Below are 15,526 nucleotides of genomic sequence, written 5' to 3' on the forward strand. Positions count from 1 at the left end.
TCTCGGGAAACAGCCATGATTCTGCGGTCGCGGCGGATCGACCGACTGGAGGACCACCCGAACCTGCGTGGTATTCTCGCGATCCTCACCCAGCTGGTACACGCCAGCGACACGGAACTCGGCCAACTCGCGTCAGTCTGGCGCAACACGCCACAACTCGCGGCCGCGCGCGACAAGGCGTTGTCGCCGGATGCCCCGCTGGTTGTCGAGGTTCTCGCCGCCTTCGACGCGCTCTCGGCGATCTATGCCGACGACCTCGCGGGCATCGACGACTATGTGACGGTTGATCCCGGCATCACCGCGACCGCGCTCAAAGCGGTCCGCGACGCGATCGCCGCCGCCTACGCCAAACCGATTCTCACCCGGTCGGAGTACTCGGCCTTGATGCGATCGTGGCGGGTGGTCTATCCCCGCGGCCGGGGACACGAGCCGGACCTCGGTCCCTTCGGCTCCGAGGTCAAACGGGTCCTCGCGGCTCTGCCGGTACTGGCACGTCGCTGCCACGACGCCGACAGCCTGCGGGTCTACGACGGTCTGCTCGTCACCGCGCTCACCCGCGATGAGATCGAGCATCGGGACGCCATGGAAGCAGCGTTCAACAGCGCGGTGCGTACCGGCCGCCGGCGCGTCTGGACCCTGGTTCGGCGTAGCGCAGCCGAGGGGTTCTGGCGCCTGTGTCCGTCCTGCCGCAAAATGATCAATCTTGAGGATGCCGATGCGGACCAGCGTGTCATGGAACTGTGCGCGGACCTCGCCTGCGCGCTGCTCGTCCAGGACATCCTCGACCCCGATACAGCGGCCAACCTGACGGCGCCGCTGCACACGCTTGTCCCGCTCCAGAACCGCCACGGCGGCGAGCGGCGGCAGACCGGCCGAGGTCTTCCTCCTGGTAGATCACCAGACTAGCCGCGTTCGTGGTAAACCTCAGCTGGCCGTAGCGCCGGCACCCGCGTCGACGCCGGGCGTGCCCGCACCGGACGGTAGGGCCGCCTGGGCATGATCTTGCTGGTCACGAGGGCGGCGGATACCCCGATGGCGACACCCGCCAGCACGTCACTCGGGTAGTGGACGCCGACATAGACCCGCGAGAACGCCACGCCTGTGGCGATGATCCCGACCGGGATCGCCGCGACGGGTGCGTCCATCGCGACCGCGGTCGCGAAGGCGGCCGCAGATGCGGCATGCCCGGAGGGAAACGAGAAAGTCGTCAGGTCCCGGCGGAGTCGACGGCGCGGCGGTATGCCGTGACGATCAGGACGGTCCCGGCGGAACACCATCTTGGCCGGCCCGTTCGCGGTCGCGCTGGCAAGGCCCAGGGCCACCATGCCCCGCACTGCCCCGCGCCTGCGCCGTCCCCTGCTGACGCCGAGAGCCACCGCTGTCCCCCACCACAGCAGACCGTGGTCGGCTGCTCGGGACAGGCCCGGCAGAATCGGGTCGAGGAGCGGACGCGCACCGGCAAGACGGACGAAGACGGCCCGGTCCACGGCGGAAACGGCGGAAACCAGCAGCCGTGCCCCATCAACGATCAGTGCTCGTCGGATGGCGAGACTCCGCGGATGGCAAATCACGTCACGCGGTCACGTCAGGTCGGCGCGCCAGGTCGGCACGTCAGGTCGGCACGTCAGGTGGCCCGGCCACGCGGCGTCGGCAGGGCCGTCTGGTGGCGCGTCACGACCGCCGCGGCCGCGGTACTCACCAGGCGCGGAAGCCCCCGCCGCGGTTCGATGATCCTCCCCGTCGGCAAAATCTCACCAGTGTCGTCAAACAAGATCACACCGTTGCACAGCAGGCTCCATCCCTGGTCACAGTGCCGGATCGTCACCCGCGCCGCATCCCGGTCGGGACCGGCGGCGGGCGGGCAGGGCGGGGAGTGAGGACAGCCCGCCAGGCCGGGTAGCGAAGACGCGGTGGGTACCTGTGAACTCGCCGACGTCCTTGTCGATGGATCTCCAGAAACCGTTGTTGCTCGCACAGTCACAGAAGATTACGCCCCCAGGTAACGGACGTCACATCGACCTACCCTCCTTCGCAGTAGACATGGTTCCCATCTAGGGCCTATGCGATGGATCTTCGATCGCGCGGATCAATGCCCACCGGAAGGGCCCTGGACACAGTTCGCAGGTGGACGCGGTTGCGGTCCGGGCACGGTTTAGAGCGCCGCAGCCACGGCTCGACGCGCTTCGTAGCCGGCCGCTTCTTGGTTGCGACCACTACTACCGTCGACCAACACGGTGGAACCACCCGGTGACAGACACCGAATATATTGATCCCACCCGATGACGGGAAAGCACCTTCGATACCTTTTCCTGGACCCATTGCAGCCCGGTACCCGGCCCGTTGCCCGCCGGCCTCACGGGAGACCCAGCCGGGTCCGTACAGAGCGGTTCATGTCGATGAAGATGCTGAGGTACCGACCGTCAACCCCATCGCTGCCGACCGACCCATACAGATGGCGATGAACCGGCTACGGTCGACGAGCCTGATACGCCCGGCCCGCCTGCGTCGGCACCGGCTGATAATCGTTCTGATTGTCCTGGCCAGCGCATTGCGGGTGCTGGCGATGGCCGCCTACCGCCCTGCATTCGAGTTCGCCGGCGACTCCTACGCCTACCTCCAGCTGGCCCGGTACCTCAGCCCGGACACGGTGCGGCCCGCGGGCTATCCGGTGGTGCTGCACGCATTGTCCGTTACCGGCGAGCTGTGGGTGGTGCCCGCCGTCCAACACGCTCTTGGTCTGGGGCTCGGGCTTGCCGTCTATGCACTTCTGACGCACCGCGGCGTCGCGCCCACGATCGCGGCGCTGGCGGCAGCACCTGTTCTCCTCGACGCCTATCAGGTGAACATCGAGCATTTCGTCATGGCGGAAACGCTGTTCGACGCGCTGCTCGTCGCCGGGCTCGTCGCCCTGTTGTGGGATCGGGAACCGCCGCTGTGGGCCTGCGGACTCGCCGGCGGCGCGCTGGCGCTCGCCGCGCTCGTCCGCACGGTGGGTGTCGTCCTCGGGGTCCTGGCGCTGGCCTACCTCATAGCCCGACGGTTCGGGTGGTCGCGGTCCGTCGCGTTCGCCGGGACCCTGGCCGCACCGCTGCTCGGGTATGCGTTCTGGTTCCATTCGGTGCACGGCTCCTATGCCCTGAGCGGCGGTGACGCCTACTGGCTCTACGGCCGGGTCGCGCCGATTGCCGACTGCCCACGTCTCGACCTCACCCCGGCGGCACGGCAGCTGTGTTCTGCGCACCCGCCGAGCGAGCGACCCGGCCCGAACTACTACGTGTGGAACCGCAACAGCCCGCGCTTCACCGTCGCTCTCCCCGACGCCGCGAAAAAGGCCGCGATGACCGACTTCGCCCACCAGGTGATCGAACACCAACCGGCGGACTACACGCGGATGGTGACCGGCGAAGTGGCCCACTACTTCGCGCCCGGGCGGTGGGTGGGTCGGCGTGACTGGCCCGTCGGTACCTGGGGGTTCCCCGCCTACCCGGTGCCCTTGTACTGGAATATCAACGCGCCCCTCGCGACCTTCGACGGTGAGCTGGTCGCCCGTGCCGTGTCCCCGACGCCGGCCGCGGTTCTGCGGGTCTACCAGCGCCATGGCTACACCCCCGGGCCGGCGTTGGGCGCGATGGTTGCCCTCGGTGTCGCCGCGGTGTTCCGCAGGGCGCCCCGACGTTCGTCGCGCGCAGAGCACGACGAACGTCGGCGGATCCGAGCCGACTGTGCACTGCTGGTGGCCGCGGGAACAGCCCTGCTCGTCGTCCCATCGGCAACCGTGTGCTTCGACTACCGGTACATGCTGCCCACGCTGGTGCTGTTCCCCCCGGCTGCGGCGTTCGGCTGGCAACAGATCACCCGTGTGCGCGCCGCCCGCCGCCAATCGGCCGAGGAGCCCCGGAGCCGGAGAGGCGCCCAACTGGCCACCGGAACTTCCGACAGCTGACAACAAAGACTTCTACGATCACAATGTGAACAACCGGATTTGCCCGATGCAGACCTTCCCACCCGGGGCGCCCACAGGCGGCGGAGCAGCATGAGCACCCGACATGAGGTAACCGTCTCAGCGTCGGCCGAGCGCGACCTGCAACGACTACCGGACAAAACGGCCGGCGAGATCCGCCGCTTCCTCAACGGCCCGCTGCGCAACGACCCGCGGAAGGCTGGAACTCCCCTGTCCCAGGCGCGGTCCACCATGTGGGAGGCGACCGGCCCGGCTTGGCGGATCCTCTACCAGGTGGATGCCAATACCCTTACCATCCGCATCATGGTCGTTGCTCAGCGAAGCGAATCTGGCCGTCGCGCTTCATAGCCGACGACGATCGCGCCCGGCATTGGGCCTAGGGCGTGCCTGATGGATGTTGGCCGATGCAGGCAATGATCCAGAAAATAGCCCGCAAGTAAGTCATATTATGTCCTATTTAGGAGATGAGGTAGATATATTAAATTTTATGGCTTATGTTCTTCTTGTGAAGTTATCATGCAATAAGATCAACCGAGGGTTCCTAGCGAGGTGAGCGCCAGATGGACGCAACCGATCTTCAGCTATCGACCGGCGAAGGCAGCCCCAGCCTGCCGCCCGATGGCACCGACGATGCCTGGCGTGAGCTGGGCACACGATTAAGATCGCTCCGCGAAGTACGAATACTTCGCGGACTGTCCCAGGCGGCGCTGCGCGATCTGGCCGATGCGATGCGCCCGCTCGATCTCCCCGCCGACGCGACGGTGTGCCGCGCGGGTGACCCCGTCCGCCACCTGTTCATTCTCGTCTCCGGCCGCTGGGACGTCCCCGGCAATGTGATCGGCCTCGCGGCACCGCGACAGGATGACGCCGCCACCGGCGAACCGGGCAATGCAGCACCCGATGAACCGCGCCGACACGGCTGCACCGCCTGCACGCTCACTGCCGCACGGGTGTGGACGGTGCCGCTCACCACGCTGGATCAGGTGACCGCGGCCAGCGTGACGAGTGGGGTCCGACGTCCCGGGCTCAGCGTTGACGTCGCCGGGGTTGGCCAACGGTTGGGCCGGCGACCCGGACGGCAGACGCTGCGGGACGTTACCTTCCGGGTCGCACCGGGTGAGCTGGTCGCCATCGTCGGTCCGAGCGGCGCCGGGAAGACCATACTGCTGGAGACGATGGCGGGACTACGCGCACCGGTTGAAGGCGTGGTCCGATATGACGGCGTCGACCGGCACACGAATCCGGCGCTGTTCCGGTCGTCCCTGGGCTACGTACCGCAGGATGACATCATTCACCGAACGCTTTCGCTCGAGCGGACGCTCTGGCACGCCGCCCGATTGCGGCTGCCCGCGGACTCCTCACCGCGCCATCTCACGGACGCCGTACGACATGTCCTGGGCGAGCTCGGTCTTGCCCAGCTGGCCAGCGCCGAGGTCCGCTCGCTGTCCGGCGGTGAGCGCAAGCGTGCCTGCGTCGCAGTCGAGCTGCTGACCAGACCCCGGGTGTTCTTTCTCGACGAGCCGACATCCGGGCTGGATCCGGCGACCGCAGCCGACCTGATGCGGCTGCTGCGACGGTTGGCAGACGGTGGTACCACGGTCGTGCTGGCCACCCACAACGTCTCCGACCTGCGTGTGTGCGATTCAGTCGTCTTCATGGCCCAGGACGGCAATCTGGCTTTTGCCGGGCCGGTAGACCGGGCGTGCCACTACTTCGGGACGGCCACGATCGAGGAGGTCTACGGCCGGCTTGCCTATGAGGACACTCCGCAAACCTGGGGCCGACGGTTTGCCCGCGACCAGGAACATGTGCCGAGTTCCCCGACGCCACAGTCATTCTCGGCCGGTGGGACAGACAAACCTTCCAGTGGCTCCGCGGGACAACCGCCAGGTGCGGTTCGCCAGTGGCACCTACTGACCCGACGCAACGTCGAGATTCTCGCCCGGGACCGGCTCACGCTGGCCATCCTGCTCGGCTCGCCGGTGATGATCCTACTGATGTTCGTCGTGTTGTTCCGGCCGCATGCCTTCACCGCCGGGAACCCCGATCCCGGCGCCACGATGATGACGGCCTTCTGGGTGACTTTCGGCGGCTTCTTCTTCGGTGTCACCTACGGGCTGCCGCAGATCTGTGGGGAGTTGGCGATCCTGCGGCGAGAACGGCTCGTCGGCGTTCGGCTCGGTCCGTATGTGCTCTCGAAGCTCGCCGTCCTGCTACCCCTGCTGGTCGCCGTCGACACGATCACCATAGGCCTGCTGCGGGCGCTGGACCGGCTGCCCGCCCTCGGCGTGGCGCAGGCCGCAACCTTGCTGGTGACATTGCTGCTGGCATCGACCGCCGCGCTCTGTCTGGGCCTGCTGACCTCGGCGGCCGTGTTCAACCCGGCACAGGCCACCGTCGCCCTGCCGATGCTGTGTTTCCCGCAGGTGCTGTTCTCCGGTGCGATACTGCCGATCCCCGCGATGGCCCCGGCCGGTAAGGCGATCAGCTACGCCATGTCCAACCGGTGGGCATTCGAGGGGTTCGGACACAGCGTCGGGCTGGAACGCCTGTGGGCCCACGGCGGTTCACCGCTCGGCCCACCGCTGCTGGCGTCCTACGGCACGACATTCACCCACGCCGCCTGGCTGGACTGGGCGATTCTCAGCGGCTTCACGACCATGTTACTGGCGGCAACTTACCTCGTGCTGAACGCCCGCTTCAGCGTACGCCCGGTCCGGTCCGCATGACTACGGCACCGCTCGACCCAGCCCAGGCCGGCCAGTCGGGCGCGGACATCGACCCGTCGCTGTCCGCCTTCCTCGCCGCCTACCCCCACTACGCCACCACTACCCGACTAGACGAACTGCGGGCCGTCGAGTACAGCCATCTTGATGCGGACGGCGGAATCTACCTGGACTACACCGGCGCAGGAGTATGCGCCGACGCGCAACTGCGCGCGCATACCGCCCGCCTGCACAACCGCTGTTTCGGCAACCCCCATTCGGACAGCCCGGCGTCGAAGGCGACCACGGAACTGGTGGAGCAGACCCGGCGGGCCGTGCTGGAGTACTTCAACGCCTCGCCGGACGAATACGTTGCGATCTTCACGCCGAACGCAACCGGAGCATGCCGACTCGTAGCCGAATCATATCGGTTCGGCGCGCGGACCCGGTTCGTCCTGACCTACGATAACCACAATTCGGTCAACGGTATCCGGGAGTTCGCGAACATGCGGGGCGCGGTGACGCAGTACGTTCCGGTCACCGCACCCGATCTTCGGATCGACGACGCGTCGGTTCGGGCCGCACTGGCGCAGCCGAGGCCGGGGGTTACCAAAGCGGCCCTACGAATGGTGGTCAGCGGATCCGTTCCGTGGGCGGGCCACCCGCGCCGTCGGGCCGCACAACGCCGAATAGGCCGGTCCTGGGCCGAGGCAGGTGGCCAGGGTGCCCTTTGGCGGGACCCCGGCAGCCACTCGACGCACGACCGTGGGCTGTTCGCATTTCCCGCGCAGAGCAACTTCACCGGAGTCCAACATCCGTTACACTGGGTGGACACCGCCCACGAGTATGGCTACGATGTATTGCTCGATGTAGCCGCCTATGTTCCGACCAATCGGCTTGACCTGTCCGCGGTCCACCCCGATTTCATACCGGTGAGCTGGTACAAGGTCTTCGGCTTTCCGACCGGCGTGGGATGCCTCATCGCCCGGCGGGATGCGTTGGTGCGGTTACGGAGACCGTGGTTTTCCGGTGGGACGATTCAGGCTGTCAGCGTGCAGGGCGGCTGGCACACACTGACCGAGGACGAGAGCGCGTTCGAGGACGGCACCCTCAACTTTCTCGCCATCCCGGACATCGAGATCGGCCTGTCCTGGATCAACAACATCGGAATCGACCTGATCCATACCAGGGTCGCCTGCCTCACCGGCTGGCTGCTCGACCGGCTTGTTGCACTATGTCATAGTAGTGGCGCGCCGATGGTACGGATATACGGGCCGACCGAATCCCGCGACCGGGGCGGAACAATCGCCTTCAACCTGCTGGATCCGGATGGCAACGTCGTGGACGAGCGTGCGGTGGCCCGAGACGCCTCGGCTGCCGGCATCTCGCTGCGCACCGGCTGTTTCTGCAATCCTGGGGTCGGAGAGGGCGCGTTCCACATCACCAAGGCAGCCGTCACCGGTTCTATGCGACACAGCGTCCGGTCCTTGGACGACTACCTGGACATGCTTAAGCTTCCCAGTGCCGGCTCGATCCGGGTGTCGCTCGGCCTGGCGTCGAACATCGAGGACGTCGACCGGTTGCTGCAACACCTCCAGACAACGTATCAGGACCGCTTTTCCGACCTATCCGGCCTCGAGCCTCGGCTACGCTGCTAATTTCCTCAGAGCCCGTTTTGGATCTTCTGCCCAGCCCGCCGGTTCGCGATCGAGCAAAAGATCCAAAATAGGCCTCCATGCCCTGCCACACACGAAGCGATGGCCGATACGTCAGGAGACGTTGACCCCGAAGTCGAGGGCGATCCCCCGCAGGCCGGAGGCGTAACCCTGGCCAACCGCGCGGAACTTCCACTCGTTGGCGTGCCGGTAGAGCTCTCCAAAGATCATCGCAGTCTCGGTCGACGCGTCCTCGGTGAGGTCATAGCGGGCGATCTCCGTGCCGGCCGTCGAGTCGAGCACCCGGATGAACGCCTCCCGGACCTGGCCGAAGGTCTGCCGACGCGCCTCCGCATCGTAGATCGACACCGCGAAGACGACCTTGGATGCCTGTGGGGTGAGCGCGAACAGCTCGACGGTGATCTGCTCGTCATCTCCCCCGCCGCCGCCGACGAGGTTGTCGCCCAGGTGCTTCACGGCTCCGTCAGGGCTCACCAGGTTGTTGAAGAAGACGAAGTACTGGTCGGAGAGAACCTTGCCCCAGTCGTTGACGACGATCGCGCTCGCGTCAAGGTCGTAGTCCGCACCGGAGGTCTGGCGCACCTGCCAGCCAAGGCCGACAGTCACCGCCGTGAGGTTCGGAGCGACCTTGCTGAGCGACACATTGCCGCCCTTGGACAGCGACACCGATGCCATGCCTCAAGCCTAACGCCTCGCTCCCGCCTGCGGTGGCGCATGGGCCACGATCCGCGTCCGGGATCTTAAGAGCAACCGGCAACCGGCAACAGGGACGCGGCGTCGCGCGGCTGGGACGCACCCCAGCCCCGCTCCTTGATCCGCTCCTCTATTGCCGGGCGACCTTAACGATGTGAATCTGATGCTCCTGCCACAACACCAGATTCACATCGTTCCCACAGAGCGTCCGGTAGCCCTCACCCGGTCGGGGCGGGACAGTCGCTCACATCCAGTGAACCGGCGGACTCGGTACGCAGACCGTTGAGATCGGTGACGGTCACGGTGAACGACAACCGACCGGCGGTGTTCGACGGCCCGACCGGACCCGACCAGTCGGACTGCTGCCCGGTCGCGCTGTCGAGGTTGAGCGCGGTGGTCGTCGTCCTGCCATCGGGCAGCCGGGCAACCAGTTGCACGCCGAAGACACCGGTCGCGTCGGTCGCGCGCACCGACACCATCGACAGGGTCGGCCCGGACGCGGGTGCGCATCCCAGCGGGTAGACGATCGACGGGGCCGCCGTCACCGCATTGATGACGGGCGGGCCGGACACCACCGCGGTCACCCGGACCGCACCGGTGCCTGCGGGCTGCGTTGAGCCGCTGCGGACGACGACCGCGACCGAGATGTCGACCAGACCGGCCGGCGCGGCGGTGCGGTCGAGGGAGAACAGGACCGCCTTACGGCCGCCGGCGGCGACCGTGCCGGCTGACGGGCCGACGGCGAGCCAGGCCGGGGTCGCCGCGAACTGGTAGTCGGCGGTGACAGAGCCGATATTACGCAGTTCCACGGTCGCCGAGGAGTTCACCGAGCCAAGGTCGAGCATGGCGGGCGAGAACACGATGCTCGCGGCCGACGCCACGGTTGCCGCGGGTGAGGCGGCCCGGCCGCTCCCGTCGGCGGCCAGTGCCGGACCCGACGTCGGAAGTCGCCCGGTGGTGCCGGGAGCGCCACCAACGGCGACCCCGGTCGCGACGCCGCGAGCCGTACCGGCAGTCGCCACAGGTGCGCCGGGTGCGCCAGGGGTGGTCGTGACCTCGGCGACACCACCGTCTGCCGCAGTGGCCGCAGTGGCCGCGGGTGCGCCTACCGCTGCCGCCTGCGCCCCGGTAGGCCGGAAGCGGAGCCACGCCCCCATCCCCATGACCATCACAAGGGCCATGGTCACGGCGGCGATACGCCCCCACCGGACAGGAAGGATCCGGCCCGATCGCCCCCAGGGTGATCGATGCCGTCCCACCGTGGGGCTGTCACGGTCCAAGAACTGCGCCATCGGATCGAGCGTAGGTCGACGAAGGCCGCCTGCACAGGGGATCGGTTCGTTCGCGCCATGACGAAACGGTCACAATTCTTACCCGGGTCCAACCAACAGATCATCCGCTCAACGGCAAAAAATCAACTCTTCAACAATATAACAACAGGCAACAAACATTTGGCAAAAATCTGCGCGCAGTCGGCGATGGCCCTGCTACCAGCCCCGCCGTCAGCCCCGCGGGCGACCCCGCGGGCGACCCCGCGGGCGACCCGTCCCGTACTCCGTCCCGCGCCCCTTCCCTCCGCACTTCCCGCGGCCCGGTGGCCGTCGACTCCACGGTTGACGCCGGGACCGACGGCTTGCGGATCGCAACCAAAATCGATCATGGTGCATCTTGGGCGCAGAGATGACAACGTCGTGAACGCATAATCGCCAGTCGATAAGGAGCGGCCCATGCCCGGAGCCCCGTTCACGATGGAGGTCGAACTCGGCAAGATCCGCGAGTTCGCCCACGCCACCAAGTCGTCCAACCCTGACTACCTCACCACTGACGTACCGGTGTCACCGGCGACGTTCCTTGCCTCCGCCGCCTTCTGGACGGGGCCCGAGAACACCCCACCGATGGAGGAGCTCGGCGACATGGCCCGGCTCCTGCACGGCGAGCAGGAGTTCGTCTTCCACGGTGAACCGCCGCGCGCCGGCACCCGCCTCGTCGGCCAGACCCGCATCGGCGCCAGCTACGAAAAGCAGGGCAGGCGCGGCGGAAGCATGCGGTTCGTCGAACTCCTCACCGAATTCCGCACACCCGAAGGCCGGCTCGTCGCCGAGGCGAAGAGCACCGCCATCGTCACCGGCCAGACACCGACGGAAGGGTCCGCCACGTCATGACAACCACCGTGACCACGGCGACGACTGTGACAACGGCGACCACCGCGGTGAATCCCACGAGCTGGGCGGACCTCCAGCTCGGCGTGGCCGCGGCTCCGTTCACCGACACGCCGCTCACCCGCACGGATTTCGTCCGTTACCAGGGCGCGTCCGGCGACATGAACCCGATCCATCATGACGAACAGTTCGCGCGGGCCGCCGGTTTCCCGACCGTTTTCGCGGTCGGGATGCTGCAGGCCGGCATCCTGGCAACCTATGCCACCGACTGGTTGGGCGCGGCGAACATCCGCCGGTTCCAGGTGCAGTTCCGGGAACAGGCGTGGCCCGATGACGTGCTGACCTACTCGGGCAGCGTCGTCGGCCGACGCGAGAAGGACGGACGACGCCTGGTCGACGTCGAACTCACCGCAACCCGCCAGACCGGTGGTGTCCACATCAAGGGCTCGGCGACCTTCGCCGTCGCGTAGGCCCGGCCCACCGTCGGATTGCGGTGACGGGCGGCCGGGCCTGGCAGGCACTCGGGCGCTTCGGTAGCTTGCGGACCCCACCGCGCGTGAGGATGCATCGGGACCCCCGATCCACCCCGGCCGGCACCCTCGCCAACCGGCAGGTTGCGGTCAGACAACGGGTCGAAGGCGAACAGCGCGCCGAAGCCGAACGGCGCGTACAACACCCCCACAGCCATCATGTGGAACAACGGCACCAGCAGACATAGGAGATAGATCGTGACAGCGGGAGTACGGGCATGACCGGGATCTGCGAGGGACGCATCGTCGTCGTCACCGGGGCTGGCAACGGCATCGGCCGCGAACACGCGAAACTGTTCGCCCAGGAGGGCGCCAAGGTCGTCGTCAACGACCTCGGCGGCAGCCGCGACGGCTCGGGGGCCTCGACCGGCCCCGCCCAGGCCGTCGTCGACGAGATCAAAGCCGCGGGCGGGGAGGCCGTCGCCAACACCGACGACATCTCCAGCTGGGACGGCAGCAAGAACCTCATCGACCAAGCCATCGACGCCTTCGGCGGCCTGGATGTGGTGGTGAACAACGCCGGCATCCTGCGCGACCGGATGCTCGCGAACATGACCGAAGCCGAGTGGGACGCGGTCATCAAGGTGCACCTCAAGGGCACCTTCGGACCGACCCACCACGCCGCCGCCTACTGGCGCGATCGGGCCAAGGCGGGTCAGCCCAACGACGCTCGAATCATCAACACGACCTCACCGTCCGGGCTGTTCGGCAATGTCGGACAATCCAACTACGGCGCGGCCAAGGCGGGTATCGCGGCTTTCACCGTGATCACCGCGCAGGAGCTCGCTCGTTATGGGATCACCGTCAACGCGATCTCGCCGACCGCGCTGACCCGGTTGACCGAGGACCTGGCCTCCGTCCAGGCAATCAAGGATTCCGCCGGTGCCGCCGACCCGCTGGCGCCGGAGAACATCTCCCCGACCGTGGTGTGGTTGGGGAGCACCGCTTCGAAGGACATCACCGGCCGGGTGTTCTCCGTGTTCGGCGGCACCATCACCGTTGTTGAGGGCTGGGTCAACGGTCCGGGCGTCGACCGACAGGGTCGCTGGTCGCCGGGAGAGCTGTCCGAGGTGATCCCGGACCTGGTCGCGAAGGCGGCGCCCGGGGCCGACATGACAGGCAACCGGCCCGTCCAGGCATAAGAGCGCCCGGCAACAGGGGCGACCGGCTTCCGGCTTCACCCGGGCCTGCGGCGGCGCGGGATCAGTCCTCCGCACGCCGCCACTGACCCGGGTGGAGCCAGGCCGGGAGCCAGGCCGGGAGCAGGGCCGGGAGCAGGGCCGCGGTGTCCGGGACGACCCGGGCCGCAACCGGCTCCAGCGCCCTGGACAGCAGCGTTCCACCCGCACAGGAGCCGGCCACGATCGTCCAGCCGGCCGGACCGAGCGGGGTGCAACCGAAGAAGTGGCTGAGCCCGGGTGTCTGTACGACCGCAACCAACACGGCCGCGGATCCGAGGCTGCTCAGCAGCACCGACCTGCCCCGGCCCCCAACCAGGACCGTCTGACCGAGCTGCGCGCCGATCAGAGCAGCAAGCCCCACGGTGTCGGCGTGGCGGCGACGGCCGGTGAAACGGGCGACAAGCCATCCACCGGATGCGGCGGCCGTGGTGGCGACGGCGCGCACCGCCACTTCCCGGGCGAGTGCGCGGCCGAGCGACTGCTCCGGGCCCTCGCCGAGAAACTGACCCGCCTTGTCGGGGTCGGGTTGGCGCAGCGCCACGGCGAGCCCCGGCGCGAGATCGGTGAGGAGGTTGACCAGCAACAACTGCCGGGCCGACAACGGCGATGCCCCCGTGGCCACCGACCCGAGCAGGGTGAAGGCGATCTCACCCAGGTTACCCCCCACGAAAATACCCAACGCCTGGCGGACCGAGGCCCACATCGCCCGGCCTTCGACCAGAACATCCAGGATCGTCTCTAGCCTGTCATCGGTGACGACCACGTCGGCGGCGGCCCGAGCTGCCGGGGTGCCGCGTTTGCCCAGGGCGATCCCGACGTCCGCGAGCCGGATGGCGGGGGCGTCGTTGGCCCCGTCGCCGGTCATCGCGACCACCTTGCCCAGCCGCTGATAGGACTCGACAACGCGCACCTTGTGCGCCGGGGTACCGCGGGCCACCACCGACACCTCGGGCAGCAACGCGTCGAGCGCGTCGTCGTCCAGGGCATCGATCTCCGTACCGGTCACCACCCGGCCGCTGTCGAGTACTCCCAGTTCGGTGGCGATCGTCTCCGCGGTGGTCGGATGATCACCAGTAATCATCATGGTCCGGACGCCCGCGTCGCTCAGCTGGACGAGCGACGGCCCGGCGCCGGCCCGGACCGGGTCGGACAGCCCCAGGAAGCCGAGAAAGGTCAGCCCGTCGAGGTCGCTGTCGGCCAGTTCCCGAGCCGCCACCGGCATCCGCCGTTCAGCGACCGCCAGCACCCGATAGCCACCTCGACCGAGCGCATTGTGTTCACGGTTCAACCGTGCACGGCTGGCCCGGTCCAGGGGGATGGTGCCGTGCACGGTGCGCCACCGGAGGCAACGCGGGACAATCGCTTCGGGCGCACCCTTGACGCTGAGGAGCGCACCGTCGCCCGCCCGCCCGAGGCAGGCGTGATAGCTGCGGCCCGGTTCGAAGGGCAGCGACGCCACCGCCGTCCACGACGCCAGGCCGTGGTCGCACCCAACGCCGGCGGCAGCCGCTCCCTTGGCCACCGCCCGGTCGGTGGGGTGGGGCAGCTTGGCATGCGTGGCGGCATCGGCCGGGGTGGCGCGCAGTCCGGCGGCCACGACCTGGCGTTGCCGGGCATCAAGGTCCATGACGGCGGCGGTCCGGGCGCCGTCCGACACGGCCCCCAGGCGAATCCTGCCTCTGGTGAGCGTGCCGGTCTTGTCGAAACAAAGCACGTCCACCCGGCCGAGAGTCTCGATGGTCCGCGGGTTTCGTACCAGTGCCCCGCGGCCGGACAACCGCCGGGCGGCGGAAAGCTGGGCCGCAGTGGCGAGGAACGGCAGGCCCTCAGGCACGGCGGCAACAGCCAGCGCCACGCCCGCGCTCAGCGTGTTTCGAACGGGCCGGCCACGGATGAGTCCGGACGCGAGCAGCGTCCCGGCCGCGCCGATCACCACCGGCACGGTGAACTCGGTGATCGCGGAGAGCCGCGCTTCGACCCCGACGGCTCTGGCCGGACCCGTCGCCACGGCCATGCTCCGGCCCGCCTCGGTGGCCGGACCCGTCGCCACGACCACAGCTCTGCCGTGACCGGCGGCCACCGTGGTCCCCTCGTACACCATGGACGCCCTGGCGGCCACGTGACTGGCTGCGACCGGACGTGGGGACTTCGCAACGGGAAGGGATTCACCGGTCAGCGAGGACTCGTCAACCTCAAGATCTGTCGCTGCCAGCAGGCGGCCGTCGGCGGGAACGACGTCCCCTGGCCCGATCGAGATCACGTCGCCGGAAACGATCTCCTGTGCGGTGACGTCGACATCCTGGCGGTCGCGACGCACCCGTGCGCGGACCGCGGACTGGGCGAACAGGCGGGCAAGAGCGGCGTCGGCCCGCCGCTGCTGGACCGCACCCATGAGCGCGGACACGACCGCGACACTGACCACCAGAGCCGCATCCAGCACCGATCCGATGGCAGCCGACAGGGCCGCCCCACCGAGGAGAATCGGCGTCAGCGGGCTGGAGAACTCCCGGACGAAGGCTCCGACCAGATCCGGCGCGACCGCGCCCACGCCGGCCACCTCCGAGCGCCGCGCCAGCGCGTCAGCGCGCGAGAGCCCATCGGGGGTGCTGCCCAGCTGCCCC

The 15,526-nt window shown here is 68.1% G+C and carries 13 protein-coding genes; 8 read left to right on the forward strand and 5 right to left on the reverse strand.

Annotated features, from left to right (window positions below):
- The first annotated feature begins 15 nt into the window (after window positions 1–15).
- Window positions 16–906 (forward strand): hypothetical protein, encoded by an 891-nt coding sequence (locus U9977_RS17495; RefSeq protein ID WP_322750359.1) that lies wholly within the window; start codon window positions 16–18, stop codon window positions 904–906.
- Here U9977_RS17495 and U9977_RS17500 read toward each other — a convergent pair.
- A complete protein-coding gene (locus U9977_RS17500; protein WP_322750347.1) occupies window positions 903–1,571 on the reverse strand; it encodes a phosphatase PAP2 family protein in 669 nt (222 codons plus the stop codon). The genes U9977_RS17495 and U9977_RS17500 overlap by 4 nt on opposite strands.
- 53 nt (window positions 1,572–1,624) lie before the next feature.
- Entirely contained in the window at window positions 1,625–1,981 is a 357-nt protein-coding gene (locus tag U9977_RS17505) for a DUF5999 family protein (protein ID WP_322750348.1), read from the reverse strand.
- Window positions 1,982–2,458: 477 nt separating this feature from the next.
- Here U9977_RS17505 and U9977_RS17510 point away from each other — a divergent pair, with 477 nt between their 5' ends.
- The 4 genes from U9977_RS17510 to U9977_RS17525 all read left to right on the forward strand — a co-directional run bounded on the left by U9977_RS17510 (window position 2,459) and on the right by U9977_RS17525 (window position 8,324).
- Complete coding sequence (locus U9977_RS17510) at window positions 2,459–3,943, forward strand: hypothetical protein (protein WP_322750349.1); 1,485 nt, start codon at window positions 2,459–2,461, stop codon at window positions 3,941–3,943.
- 90 nt (window positions 3,944–4,033) lie between these two features.
- Window positions 4,034–4,309 (forward strand): type II toxin-antitoxin system RelE family toxin, encoded by a 276-nt coding sequence (locus tag U9977_RS17515; protein ID WP_322750350.1) that lies wholly within the window; start codon window positions 4,034–4,036, stop codon window positions 4,307–4,309.
- A 212-nt stretch (window positions 4,310–4,521) separates the two neighbouring features.
- Window positions 4,522–6,690: an ATP-binding cassette domain-containing protein gene (locus U9977_RS17520; RefSeq protein WP_322750351.1), complete on the forward strand. Its 2,169-nt coding sequence runs from the start codon at window positions 4,522–4,524 to the stop codon at window positions 6,688–6,690.
- The gene (locus U9977_RS17525) at window positions 6,687–8,324 is read left to right on the forward strand and encodes an aminotransferase class V-fold PLP-dependent enzyme (RefSeq protein WP_322750352.1); all 1,638 of its coding nucleotides are present in this window, start codon (window positions 6,687–6,689) and stop codon (window positions 8,322–8,324) included. The genes U9977_RS17520 and U9977_RS17525 overlap by 4 nt, the downstream gene beginning before the upstream one ends.
- 111 nt (window positions 8,325–8,435) lie before the next feature.
- Here U9977_RS17525 and U9977_RS17530 read toward each other — a convergent pair whose 3' ends face one another.
- Both U9977_RS17530 and U9977_RS17535 read right to left on the reverse strand, forming a co-directional pair.
- Complete coding sequence (locus U9977_RS17530) at window positions 8,436–9,017, reverse strand: TerD family protein (RefSeq protein ID WP_322750353.1); 582 nt, start codon at window positions 9,015–9,017, stop codon at window positions 8,436–8,438.
- A gap of 236 nt (window positions 9,018–9,253) precedes the next feature.
- A complete protein-coding gene (locus tag U9977_RS17535; protein WP_322750354.1) occupies window positions 9,254–10,192 on the reverse strand; it encodes a hypothetical protein in 939 nt (312 codons plus the stop codon).
- A gap of 570 nt (window positions 10,193–10,762) precedes the next feature.
- Here U9977_RS17535 and U9977_RS17540 point away from each other — a divergent pair.
- From U9977_RS17540 to U9977_RS17550, 3 genes are all read left to right on the forward strand, one after another.
- Window positions 10,763–11,197 (forward strand): FAS1-like dehydratase domain-containing protein, encoded by a 435-nt coding sequence (locus U9977_RS17540; protein WP_322750355.1) that lies wholly within the window; start codon window positions 10,763–10,765, stop codon window positions 11,195–11,197.
- Window positions 11,194–11,664, forward strand: coding sequence for a MaoC/PaaZ C-terminal domain-containing protein (locus tag U9977_RS17545; RefSeq protein ID WP_322750356.1), 471 nt, complete (start codon window positions 11,194–11,196; stop codon window positions 11,662–11,664). Before U9977_RS17540 ends, U9977_RS17545 begins: the two co-directional genes overlap by 4 nt.
- 278 nt (window positions 11,665–11,942) lie before the next feature.
- Window positions 11,943–12,866, forward strand: coding sequence for an SDR family oxidoreductase (locus tag U9977_RS17550; protein ID WP_322750357.1), 924 nt, complete (start codon window positions 11,943–11,945; stop codon window positions 12,864–12,866).
- Between the two features lie 61 nt (window positions 12,867–12,927).
- Here the strand turns inward: U9977_RS17550 and U9977_RS17555 are convergent.
- A partial coding sequence (locus tag U9977_RS17555; RefSeq protein ID WP_322750358.1) for an HAD-IC family P-type ATPase occupies window positions 12,928–15,526 on the reverse strand: 2,599 nt, incomplete at its 5' end.

The sequence above is a fragment of the Protofrankia sp. Cas8 genome, assembly GCF_963555845.1.
Classification (GTDB): domain Bacteria; phylum Actinomycetota; class Actinomycetes; order Frankiales; family Frankiaceae; genus Protofrankia.